11 protein-coding genes and 1 riboswitch are annotated in these 12,004 nt (G+C 45.7%); of the genes, 3 read left to right on the top strand and 8 right to left on the bottom strand.

What is annotated here, in order from left to right:
- Positions 1-24: 24 nt before the first annotated feature.
- Positions 25-218, bottom strand: a riboswitch (cobalamin riboswitch).
- Between the two features lie 169 nt (positions 219-387).
- Positions 388-1,497 (top strand): tRNA (uridine(54)-C5)-methyltransferase TrmA, encoded by a 1,110-nt coding sequence (gene trmA / locus NP165_RS00740; RefSeq protein WP_257084488.1) that lies wholly within the window; start codon positions 388-390, stop codon positions 1,495-1,497.
- 67 nt (positions 1,498-1,564) lie between these two features.
- Here the strand turns inward: trmA and NP165_RS00735 are convergent, their stop codons facing one another.
- The 3 genes from NP165_RS00735 to fabR all read right to left on the bottom strand — a co-directional run bounded on the left by NP165_RS00735 (position 1,565) and on the right by fabR (position 3,143).
- Positions 1,565-1,966 carry a VOC family protein gene (locus NP165_RS00735; protein WP_257084487.1) on the bottom strand — a complete coding sequence of 134 codons (402 nt, stop codon included), beginning with the start codon at positions 1,964-1,966 and terminating at the stop codon, positions 1,565-1,567.
- A gap of 155 nt (positions 1,967-2,121) precedes the next feature.
- Entirely contained in the window at positions 2,122-2,502 is a 381-nt protein-coding gene (locus NP165_RS00730) for a YijD family membrane protein (protein ID WP_257084486.1), read from the bottom strand.
- On the bottom strand, positions 2,502-3,143 hold the full coding sequence (gene fabR, locus NP165_RS00725) for an HTH-type transcriptional repressor FabR (protein ID WP_257084485.1): 642 nt from the start codon (positions 3,141-3,143) through the stop codon (positions 2,502-2,504). The genes NP165_RS00730 and fabR overlap by 1 nt, the downstream gene beginning before the upstream one ends.
- A gap of 257 nt (positions 3,144-3,400) precedes the next feature.
- Here fabR and sthA point away from each other — a divergent pair, with 257 nt between their 5' ends.
- A complete protein-coding gene (sthA, locus tag NP165_RS00720) occupies positions 3,401-4,831 on the top strand; it encodes a Si-specific NAD(P)(+) transhydrogenase (RefSeq protein WP_503169884.1) in 1,431 nt (476 codons plus the stop codon).
- A gap of 60 nt (positions 4,832-4,891) precedes the next feature.
- Here sthA and fghA read toward each other — a convergent pair whose 3' ends face one another.
- From fghA to NP165_RS00695, 5 genes are all read right to left on the bottom strand, one after another.
- Positions 4,892-5,731: an S-formylglutathione hydrolase gene (gene fghA / locus NP165_RS00715; RefSeq protein WP_257084483.1), complete on the bottom strand. Its 840-nt coding sequence runs from the start codon at positions 5,729-5,731 to the stop codon at positions 4,892-4,894.
- 66 nt (positions 5,732-5,797) lie between these two features.
- On the bottom strand, positions 5,798-6,946 hold the full coding sequence (locus NP165_RS00710) for an S-(hydroxymethyl)glutathione dehydrogenase/class III alcohol dehydrogenase (protein ID WP_257084482.1): 1,149 nt from the start codon (positions 6,944-6,946) through the stop codon (positions 5,798-5,800).
- A 373-nt stretch (positions 6,947-7,319) separates the two neighbouring features.
- Positions 7,320-8,132, bottom strand: a complete 813-nt coding sequence (locus NP165_RS00705; protein WP_257084481.1) for a class I SAM-dependent methyltransferase — start codon at positions 8,130-8,132, stop codon at positions 7,320-7,322.
- Between the two features lie 89 nt (positions 8,133-8,221).
- Positions 8,222-8,842, bottom strand: a complete 621-nt coding sequence (gene lexA, locus NP165_RS00700) for a transcriptional repressor LexA (RefSeq protein WP_257084480.1) — start codon at positions 8,840-8,842, stop codon at positions 8,222-8,224.
- A gap of 98 nt (positions 8,843-8,940) precedes the next feature.
- Positions 8,941-9,303: a diacylglycerol kinase gene (locus NP165_RS00695; RefSeq protein ID WP_257084479.1), complete on the bottom strand. Its 363-nt coding sequence runs from the start codon at positions 9,301-9,303 to the stop codon at positions 8,941-8,943.
- 195 nt (positions 9,304-9,498) lie between these two features.
- On the opposite strand from NP165_RS00695, the gene plsB reads away from it, so the two are divergent.
- Positions 9,499-11,946 carry a glycerol-3-phosphate 1-O-acyltransferase PlsB gene (plsB, locus tag NP165_RS00690; protein WP_257084478.1) on the top strand — a complete coding sequence of 816 codons (2,448 nt, stop codon included), beginning with the start codon at positions 9,499-9,501 and terminating at the stop codon, positions 11,944-11,946.
- Positions 11,947-12,004 lie beyond the last annotated feature (58 nt).

The following is a 12,004-nucleotide window of genomic DNA, read 5'->3' as shown; positions in this document are numbered from 1 at the left end:
AGCTTGAAGCAAAAGCTTCCAAGTGATTGAGCTCAGCTGCTGGCAGGTCTTCGGACTTAAGAGCTGTTAACCTACTAACCCGACTTCCCGCATTGGTCATCTATGCAGTGTCTTGTGGGTGTTTGTTCTCTATCACCGCTGCGCGTCAGCTCCGGGTTTTCACCGGATTCCCTTTTAGCCATCCATACTTCCAGATAGCACCAGCTTGACGCTGATACTATTAAGCTATTGATATTTTGTCTAGTTTAGATTGACATAAACTATCGTTTTTACAACGAGTAGCATAGTGAAGACCAAGCAATGCTGGACATCAGGCAAGGATTGAATAAAATCTGCGCTCTTAAACAAAACGCGCTAAGCACAGGCAACAACCCAAAGGTAATAATCATGGCGACTCTTGATGTAAATCCACAACGCTACCAAGAACAACTGGCAGAGAAAGTTGAACGTCTTAACGAGATGTTTACTCAGTACAATGTGCCAGAATTGGAAGTGTTTGAATCACCAGAGCAGCATTACCGCATGCGCGCTGAGTTCCGCGTATGGCATGAAGGTGAAGATCTTTACTACATCATGTTCAACCAAGAAACGCGTGAAAAGTACCGTGTTGACCAATTCCCTGCAGCTAGCCGTTTGATCAACGATTTAATGCCACTTCTTGTCGATGCGATGAAAGACAATGACTCACTGCGTCGCAAGCTGTTCCAAGTGGACTTTTTGTCAACATTGAGCGGTGAGATTTTGGTATCGCTGCTTTACCACCGTCAACTTGATGAAGAGTGGACTAAAAACGCAAAAGCATTAAAACAGCGTTTGAATGATGAAGGCTTTAACCTCAACCTCATTGGTCGCGCGCGTAAAATGAAGATTGTTCTTGATCGCGATTACGTGATCGAAAAGCTGGATGTAAATGGTCAACCATACATCTACCAACAGGTCGAAAACAGCTTCACTCAACCAAATGGCAAAGTAGCAGAAAAAATGCTGGAGTGGGCAGTCGACTGTACGCAGGACAGCAATGGCGACCTGCTCGAACTATACTGCGGTAACGGTAATTTCTCTCTGGCGTTGGCACAAAACTTTGACCGCGTATTAGCTACTGAGTTAGCAAAACCGTCTGTCGAGTCGGCTCAATACAACATTGCTGCGAATAAGATTGAGAACGTACAGATCCTACGCCTTTCTGCGGAAGAGTTTACCCAGGCGATTGAAGGCAAACGCGAGTTCCGCCGTCTAAAAGACGCCGGGGTAGATTTGAAGAGCTATAATTGCAACACGATTTTTGTCGACCCACCACGTGCAGGTATGGATATCGACACCTGTAAAATGGTGCAAGGATATGAGCGAATTCTGTATATCTCTTGTAACCCAGAGACACTTAAAGAAAACCTAGACGTATTGTGTGAAACACACAACGTGACACGCTTTGCCCTGTTTGACCAATTCCCATTTACCCACCACATGGAAGCGGGTGTGATGCTGGAACGCAAAGCGTAACCCATAGTTAGAATTTCTAAAGCGCTTGTAATGAGCGCTTTTTTATTGCCTTCGGAAATCAGACACTTTAAATTCGCGGCTTGAGTTCCACCACGTTGCCTTCTGGATCTTCAATATAAGTAGAGCGTCCAAATCCTTGCGCGCCGTATCTTGTCTCGAACTCCGTCACTTCAATATTGTGTTTGTTTAAATAACGAATGAGCTCTTTTTCTTCAACCGCCTCTATTTGAAGACAAAAATGGTCGAGGTTACGTCCATTTTGTGTGGGCGCTTTACCTCCGAGCTTGCCCAACTCACTATCAACTGAGACTAAATCAATAATCGAATCTCCAGCTCTTAGCTGAGTCAATCCGAGTTCTGGTAGTTCTCGCTCTACAGGGCAACCCAACACATTTTGGTAAAAATAGAGCATCGCGTTGATATCCGATGTTCGGAGTACAATGTGGTCGATAGATTTTACCTCTATCATGTCTTCCCTCCTATTTGAGCGGTATGTGCACAATTATAGGTTGTTGAGCTTCAACAGTAACAATGCCAGACCTTTCACGACATGGCACTATAAACAAAAAGGTCCAGCGATTAAGCCAGACCTTCTCTTAACTATTAATAATAGGATTACTGAGTTTAGTCAGTCTGAGCTTTGCGCTCCATAAAACCAACTTTCTTACCTATCCATGCCAATAGACCTAAAGTCACGAAAATAGCAAACATGTTAGAGCCAGCTTCTGGGTACTGCGCTTTAATAAACGCTGAGTGGCCAAATGCGCCGACGAAAAAACATGCCAAGCCAACTAGAGGGATATCCTCAGAGACTGGCTTACTTAGATACTCTTGGTAAAGTGCTTGTACAGCAAGGACTAAAGCGATCAGTGGAAAAATTGAGAAAGATACGTCGCTCATGGTCAGCCATGACAACATAGCATCACCACAGATACCAGCAATAACAGCCAGTACTAGCGTTTTCTTCTCAGAACCACGATCAACTTGGTTTGTTTCATTAGACATTAATCTATCCCACCTTTTAATCGGTTACGTTCACGTTCTTTGCGATACCAATAAGCCCCTTTGGCTATCACTCGCAATTGCATTATTAGACGCTCGGCGAGTTCATCACGCGCGCGCCTTTCTAAATCTAAAGCTTCTGCACCAGAGCTGAATACTAGAGTGACGGAGGCTTCTGCTTGTATAAACGCTTCTTCACGTGTCATCCCTGTGCCGATTAAATACTCGGTCAATTCCGCTGCAAAGTGTTGGATTTCTCTTGCTACCGCAGCACGAAACTCAGCTGATGTGCCCGAGCGCTCGCGAAGCAATAGTCGAAATACGTTAGGACTACTTTCGATGAATTCCATAAAAGTTTCAACTGAAGTCCGAATCACACTGCCTTCTTTGACAATACGCTGACGAGCCTGACGCATCAACTGACGAAGGAGTAAACCACCTTCATCAACCATGGTTAGACCAAGCTCATCCATATCTTTGAAATGTCGATAGAATGATGTTGGCGCAATCCCCGCTTCGCGTGCAACTTCACGCAAACTCAGATTTGAGAAACTTCTGTCGGCACTCAATTGACTAAAAGCGGCATCAATCAAACTACGGCGCGTTTTCTCTTTCTGCTGTGCGCGGATTCCCATGGGTTTCATCTCAACTCATCTACTGCTTGTTTTGGTAGCCCTAAATATACAACGATTGGCTTAAGTAGATAACCCAAAAATCACTGAGTGTGACTACTGAGAGGCAATTAAACCGAGTTAGCATCAATTTTCAATCTTTTCGCCTCTAATTAGAGACACACAGCATACCCTTTATTGTAATTGTATGATTCTACGTGATCCGTTCGACTCTCTAGTATGGTTTTCTTTTACCGCCTTGACAAATCAGTTAAAATCTCGATAAAGCAATGTTAAGAATATATAACAAGGATAAGACTATGGCGGTGAGTAACCACTTTGATGTAATCGTTATTGGTAGTGGTCCCGGAGGTGAAGGGGCTGCAATGGGATTAACCAAAGCCGGTCTAAACGTCGCCATTGTAGAAAAAGAAAGTAGTGTCGGTGGCGGTTGTACCCACTGGGGAACCATTCCATCGAAATCATTACGTCATGCGGTTAGCCGTATTATCGAGTTTAATAGCAACCCCCTTTTCTGCAATAACAACACCAGCATCCATTCAACGTTCTCCAACATTCTTGGGCACGCTAAAACGGTTATCGATAAGCAAACTCGTCTGCGCCAAGGATTCTATGACCGTAACCACTGCAGCATGATTTTTGGTACGGCGCGCTTCACAGACAAGTACACTATCGCGGTTACACAAAGTGATGGTACGGATGAGCTTTACAGCGCTGATCGATTTGTTATTGCAACGGGCTCACGACCATACCAGCCTAGTGACGTGGACTTCCTTAACGAACGTATCTACGACAGTGACTCTATCCTTAACCTAAAGCACGACCCTCGCCACATCATCATTTATGGTGCAGGCGTGATTGGTTGTGAATACGCGTCGATCTTCCGTGGTTTGGGTGTTAAGACGGATTTAATCAATACGCGCGATCGCTTGCTGTCGTTTCTTGATAACGAAGTGTCAGACGCGCTCTCTTATCACTTCTGGAACAGTGGTGTCGTCATTCGTAATGATGAGACCTATGAAAAAATCGAAGGCACCGAAGATGGCGTCATCGTACACCTACAGTCCGGCAAAAAGATGAAGGCCGACTGCCTGCTGTACGCGAATGGCCGTACAGGTAACACCGACAAGCTAAACCTTAGTGCTGTTGGCCTAGAAGCTGACTCTCGCGGCCAACTAAAAGTCGACGGCAACTACCAAACAGAAGTTGAGCACGTCTACGCCGTTGGCGACGTTATTGGTTACCCAAGTCTAGCAAGTGCCGCTTATGACCAAGGCCGCTTTGTGGCTCAAGCAATCAACAAAGGACAAGCAGACGGTCATCTGATCGAAGATATTCCAACGGGCATTTACACCATTCCGGAAATCAGCTCTGTGGGTAAAACAGAGCAGGAACTGACGGCGGCGAAAGTCCCTTACGAAGTCGGACGTTCGTCGTTCAAACACTTGGCTCGCGCACAGATTGCAGGTAAAGACATCGGCAGCTTGAAGATTCTGTTCCACCGCGATACCAAAGAGATTCTCGGCATTCACTGTTTCGGTGAGCGTGCAGCGGAAATCATCCACATCGGTCAGGCGATAATGGAGCAAAAAGGCGAAGCGAATACGATAGAGTACTTCGTCAATACTACCTTCAACTACCCAACCATGGCCGAGGCGTATCGCGTAGCAGCGTTGAATGGTTTGAACCGTTTGTTCTGATAAATAACCAATAGAAAAAGCCGCAGCCCAATCGAGCTGCGGTTTTTGTTTCTACAGATTCTATTTATTGAGGTGCTTAGCGTGAAACGCCAAATGCTCGTCAATGAAGCTAGAGATAAAGTAGTAGCTGTGATCGTAGCCCGGTTGCATTCTCAGTTTGACATCCGAGCCATGCACTTGAGCCGCAGCGAGTAACGCCTCCGGTTTCAACTGTTCTACCAAAAACCCGTCGGCATCACCTTGGTCAACAAGAATAGGTAATTCGGCTTTTGCCTGCTTGAGTAACTCGCTGGCGTCGTACTGCTGCCAAGTCGAGAAGTCGCTGCCTAGATAAGCATTAAACGCTTTTTGTCCCCAAGGACACTGCATTGGATTGCTAATTGGGCTAAACGCCGAGATTGAGCGATACGCCGCAGCATTTTTCAAACCAATGGTCAGTGCGCCATGTCCACCCATACTGTGACCAGAAATCGACTTTAATTCCGATACTGGGAAGTTAGCTTCTATCAAAGCGGGTAGCTCTTGCGTCACGTAGTCGTACATCTGGTAATGGCGAGACCAAGGTTCTTGCGTCGAATTTAAATAAAAGCCCGCGCCTTTTCCTAAATCGTAACCTTCATCATCCGCGACATCATCACCGCGAGGGCTGGTATCTGGTGCAACTATCGCAATGCCAAGCTCTGCTGCTTTACGAAACGCCCCTGCTTTTTGCATGAAGTTTTCGTCAGTACAGGTTAATCCAGATAGCCAATACAGCACAGGTACAGGATTGGATTTAGTCGCGTTTGGCGGTAAAAAAATCGCAAATCGCATATTGCAGTTAAGCACGGCTGAATCGTGAGTATACTGCTTATGCCAACCACCAAAGACTTTGGCTTGGCTAACGTTTTCAATCGTCATGAGTTGTCCTTCAAAGAATAATAATCAAATACAAAGTTGGCTTCCCCTCAAGGAAGCCAAAGCGGATTACTTATCCATGTGGACAACAGATCGGATACTCTTACCTTCGTGCATTAGGTCAAACGCTTTGTTGACGTCTTCTAAGCCCATAGTGTGAGTGATGAACTCTTGCAGGCCAAACTCACCTGCCATGTAACGGTTTACGATTTCTGGAAGCTCAGAGCGGCCTTTTACGCCACCAAATGCGCTACCACGCCAAACTCGACCCGTCACTAATTGGAATGGACGCGTTGAGATCTCTTGGCCTGCACCAGCAACACCGATGATGACTGACTCACCCCAACCTTTGTGACAACATTCCAGTGCTTGACGCATCACGTTGACGTTACCGATACACTCGAATGAGTAATCCACACCGCCGTCCGTCATTTCAACGATCACTTCTTGGATTGGTTTGTCGAACTTCTGTGGGTTGATCACGTCAGTCGCACCAAGTTGCTTCGCTAGATCGAACTTGCTTTCGTTGATATCGATGCCAATGATGCGGCTCGCGCCAGCCATGCGTGCACCGATGATCGCAGATAGACCGATACCACCCAGACCGAAGATCGCAACTGTTGCGCCCTCTTCAACCTTAGCTGTATTAAGTACCGCGCCCATACCCGTAGTGACACCACAACCTAGAAGACACACTTCTTCTAAAGGCGCTGCTTTGTTGACTTTTGCCAGTGATATTTCAGGCAAAACCGTGTACTCAGAGAAGGTCGAGCAACCCATGTAGTGGTAGATGGTTTCACCGTTGATCGAGAATCGGCTTGTGCCGTCCGGCATTAGACCTTTACCTTGTGTTTCTCGCACTGCCTGACAAAGGTTAGTTTTACCAGATTTGCAGAACTTACATTCACCACACTCAGCGGTGTACAGCGGAATCACATGGTCGCCGACTTCTACGCTTGTCACACCCTCACCGACCATCTCAACAATACCGCCACCTTCATGACCTAGAATTGCTGGAAAGATACCTTCTGGGTCATCGCCTGAAAGCGTAAATGCATCAGTGTGGCAAACACCAGTAGCAACGATGCGAACAAGAACTTCACCTTTTTTCGGAAGCTGAACATCAACCTCTTCCATTTTTAGTGGTTCGCCAGCCGCCCATGCAACCGCTGCTTTAGACTTAATCGACTTTTGACCTGGTTTAATATCAAGTGCCATTGGATTTTCCTTTTCAAACGTAGGGTTAGATTTGACGCAACCTCTTATCCACGCCTTCTCTGAGTTGGTATAAGCGTAGTTGAGGATCAAAGTCATCGCTGCGTCATTTTGTTGGTATCCATTCTAAACGCTTTCATTTAGATGATAATCCCATCAGATTGAAAATGATTTTTACATATGTGTAATAATAAAAACCGAGCCATATTGGACTCGGTTTAAAGACATTGAACGGTTAAGCAAAAAATTCATCCCTTCAACATTGGTAGTAGAGGAATACTGTAAGGAAGATAAAATAACACTCGCTCGTACACGCGAGGATACCGGTGATCATTCCGATCGAACGCGATCTATGTAGTAATAGTGTCGATACAGATCACCAACGAAGCTGAACAACCACTGGGGTTAATCTCTCTTTAACCCGGTATATCTTCGTCAACCATCGCTGCCATAACTTCCAACGACCACACTCATTACCCAACGGCGAATAGGTTTTTACTGATCGTGCCCAAGGCAGATATCCCAGAACAGTGTCTCCCGGCGCTTGATAGCCATGGGCATATTGTCCTGATCCCATCTTCTGACCAAGCTTAGAGCGTGTTAAATCTCCCGCTAATACCAAGCACGCCCGAGCGCTTTCGAAATGGCAGCCCAAAGCCTGCACAAATTGAGCGACTTGACGCTCATCACAATCCAACAACGCGAGCTCGCACACAATCATCACTGGCGCTTTGTCGGGTATCGGTAATGAATTTAGCCATTCAATTTCATTCACGCTGCCACATAAGTGATGGTAACGCTCACTTCGGTGGAAGAGCTTTTGCCGCCACAATAGGTTTTCTGTTACGTCCAATTCAATCCAGTTGCATCGCCCATTATCAACGCGGTAAAAACGCGTATCTAACCCAGCACCGACATTAATAATCCATCCGTCAGGGTTGCATTTGATGAACTGGGATACTTGCAGATCGCAGAGTTGGGTGAGCGTGACATGCAATAGTTGTTTTTGGTCAATGTCCCCAGAAAGGCACTCAGGCGCTAAATGGCAGCGCTGACACGCGCGAGCGGCGATAGGATCATAAACTAAGCCATTGTCGACTAAGCTTTCTCGACTACGAAGCCATAGCGGCTGAAAAAGATTCGCAGGGATTTGGTAGCGATGTAGGGGAGTTTTAGAGGCAGCAACCATTATCATCTTCCTTCCGTAGTGATGGAGAAAGATGATAATGAATATCAATTACAACATCAAGATAAATGAGAATCTATCTCATGTATTAATTACATCCAGTCAGTATTACGAATAATACCAACGGCTAATCCTTCTATAGTTAGGTGCTGGCAAGTCAAATCAACTTTGATCGGTTCAAACTCTTCGTTTTCTGCATGAAGAAGTACTGTCGAACCTTTGCGCTCAAGGCGCTTCACCGTCACATCATCATCAACACGAGCGACAATGACCTGACCATCACGAACATCTTGAGTCTTATGAACGGCTAGCAAGTCACCGTCCATAATGCCGATGTTTTTCATGCTTTCACCGTTTACACGCAGCAAAAAGTCAGCCTGAGGCTTAAACATACCAGGATCAACTTGGTAATGTGTTTCGACATGTTCTTGAGCCAAGATAGGCTCCCCCGCAGCGACTTGACCAATAAGTGGTAGCCCTTGATCATCATTAGCTGCGTCTTCCAGCAATATACGGATACCGCGTGACGCGCCCGGTATGATTTCAATGGCTTGTTTACGTGCAAGGGCTTTTAGGTGCTCCTCTGCTGCATTCGCAGAACGAAAGCCGAGTTCACGCGCAATCTCGGCGCGCGTAGGTGGCATACCTGTGTCATCAATTTTACTTTTGATCAGATCAAATACTTGTTGCTGGCGTGGCGTTAACGGCTTCATAAGTCACCTGTCTTTTTATACAGTTAACTGTGAGTATATCCAGTAATCAATAAAATGAAAAGACTATTGCTGCTTTTTTGATTAGCAGCCTGTTTTCGCTATAGAAATAAGATCTCTACCCAAACATAGCCAGCAAGTAGCATGGTGACCATCACAGCGGCAGAACCTATATCTTTGGCTCGTCCAGACAACTCATGTTGCTCTGTTCCTATACGATCGACGACAGCCTCTACTGCACTATTCACTAACTCGGCAAACAGCACCAGAACAACAGTAGCAATCAGTAAAATTCGCTCCACCTGAGTGACGTCTATTAATACCGCAGCAGGGATCATGATCAGCGCGAGTAGAACCTCTTCTCTGAATGCGGCCTCGTTTCGAAATGCTGCCTTTAATCCTTGGCAAGAGTAGCGAGTGGCATTAAGAACGCGTTTATATCCATGTAGTGTTTTTCTAGACACGAAAACTCTCTTTTAAAATAGTGGTGTGAAAAAATCAGACTATATTGGCGCATTCATAGTCAATTAGAGGTAAAAGGTTCGACCAGTTTCTGATATCCTTGCAAACTAAAAATATCTGCTCTAAGTCAACTCTGTACAGCATGTTGGAACAGACGAGACACTCGCCATTTATCTATTTTGAGGCTCAGAAGCTTTATGTCTTCCGGACAATCATTTTCTAGTTCATTACTAAAATTGCCGTTATCGGTACTTGTGAAAGGAACCGCCATTCCAGCGAATCCTATTGACGACCTTAGTATTGATATCAGTAAGCCTATTATATATGCACTTCCTTACCGCTCAAATGTTGACCTCGTCACACTACAAAAGCAGGTTTTAGAGTTAGGTCTACCCGATCCTTTTGAGCCTGTTGAAATTAACGGTAAATCTTTTAAACGCTTTGTCTTTACGACATCTCGCGATACAGTGATGCGCAAAGATCAAAACACCCCGAGTGAGTCGATTGCGCTATTCTCGGAACTGCTTGAATTGCATAAGCTTGATACAGAGCTCGATGTTCAAGTCATTCCGACGACAGTCCTTTGGGGACGTAAACCAGGTAAAGAAAGTCAGAATAAACCGTACTTGCAATCATTAAATGGTCCGCAAAAAGCTAAGGCGGTCTTCCTTTCAGGACGTGACTGCTTGGTACGCATTAGCCCAGTGGTATCACTTCGCTACATGGCGGACTCCCACGGCACAGACGCGTCAATTGCGCACAAGCTTGCGCGTGTTGCACGTATCCACTTCTCTCGCCAAAAGCTAGCCGCGTCAGGCCCAAATCTGCCAAGCCGTCAGGCACTGTTCAATCGTTTAATGAAATCCAAAGCGATTGAAAAAGCGATCGAAGATGAATCAAAAGCGAAAAACATTTCAATAGAGAAAGCACGTAAAGAAGCTCAAGACATCATGGATGAGATTGCCGCTGATTTCTCTTATTCATTAGTAAAAAATGGCGATCGCATTCTTAGTTGGTTATGGAACCGTATTTATCAGGGGTTGAATATCAACAACGCCTCAACTGTGAGAAAACTGGCGCAAGACGGGCACGAAATTGTGTATGTGCCATGTCACCGTAGCCATATGGACTATCTATTGTTGTCATACGTTCTGTACCACGAAGGGATGGTTCCACCACATATTGCAGCGGGCATTAACCTTAACTTCTTCCCAGCGGGTCCAATTTTCCGTCGCGGCGGAGCGTTCTTTATTCGCCGCAGCTTCAAAGGCAATAAGCTTTACTCGACAATTTTCCGTGAGTACCTTGCTGAGCTATTTGCAAAAGGCTACTCAGTTGAGTATTTCAGCGAAGGTGGTCGTTCACGTACTGGTCGCCTACTTCAAGCGAAAACTGGCATGCTGGCCATGACCATCCAAGCAATGTTACGCGGCCTAAACCGCCCAGTGACGTTAGTTCCGGTCTATATCGGTTACGAGCATGTAATGGAAGTGGGCACTTACGCGAAAGAGCTGCGTGGTAAGCGCAAAGAGAAAGAAAACGCAGGTCTGGTACTGCGCACTATTCGCAAACTGCGTAACTTTGGTCAGGGCTACGTGAACTTTGGCGAACCTATCCCGCTGAATCACTACCTAAATGAGCACGCTCCAGAGTGGACGAAAGACATCGATCCAATGGGTGCCAGCAAACCACAATGGCTCAACCCAGTGGTCAATGGCTTGGCCACTAAGATGATGACCCACATTAATGATGCGGCGGCGACTAATGCACTCACGTTATGTGCCACAGCTCTGTTGGCGTCACGTCAGCGCGCGTTGTCTCGTGACAGCTTAGTGAATCAAATTGATTGCTATCTCTCTCTACTGAAGAATGTTCCGTATTCATCAACCTATACGGTTCCAGAAGAAGATGCTGAAGCCTTGGTCAAACACGCCGAGTCGTTAGATAAGTTTGTTATTGAGTCTGACAGTATTGGCGAAATTGTTTCGCTGGATCGCAACCAGTCAATATTGATGACTTACTATCGCAACAACATCATTCACCTATTCGCATTGCCATCTTTGATTGCGCAAATGTTGGTTCGATATCAGCAATTGCCACTCGATCAAATCAAAGCCAATGTGGCACTGGTTTATCCATTCCTTAAACAAGAGCTGTTTTTAAGTATTGAGGAGAGCAAACTAGGTGAACTGATGGAAGCGTATATTGAAGAATTAGCGCACCAAGGAGCGGTGACGATTGATGACCAAGAAAATGTCTCTATAAACCAAGCCAACACACAAGTATTAGTATTGCTTGGTCACACGATTACGGAAACCCTGCAGCGTTACTCCATTGCGCTGAATCTGTTGGTCACCAACCCAGAGCTTGGCAAGTCCGACCTAGAGCAAAAAAGCCAAGAAATTGCTCAGCGCCTTGGACGCTTACACGGTATCAATGCGCCAGAGTTCTTCGACAAAGGCGTTTTTTCGGCCATGTTTACCACTCTGAAACAGCAAGGTTACCTAGACAAAGATGGCAACTGTGACACGGACAAAAGTGCCACTCTGGCTAACCTGCTTTACTCAATGCTCTATCCTGAGGTTCGCCTAACCATCAAAGAAAGCATCTGTCAGGCAACAGAGCCAGAAAGTAAAGAATCGTAATCACTCTGAATAAGAATAAAAAAGGGCATCCACGGATGCCCTTCTTACTTATTGTTCA

The organism is Vibrio japonicus, from assembly GCF_024582835.1.
Classification (GTDB): Bacteria; Pseudomonadota; Gammaproteobacteria; order Enterobacterales; family Vibrionaceae; genus Vibrio; species Vibrio japonicus.
Note: the sequence above shows the minus strand (reverse complement) of the source record. Positions and strands in the feature narration are given on the sequence as shown.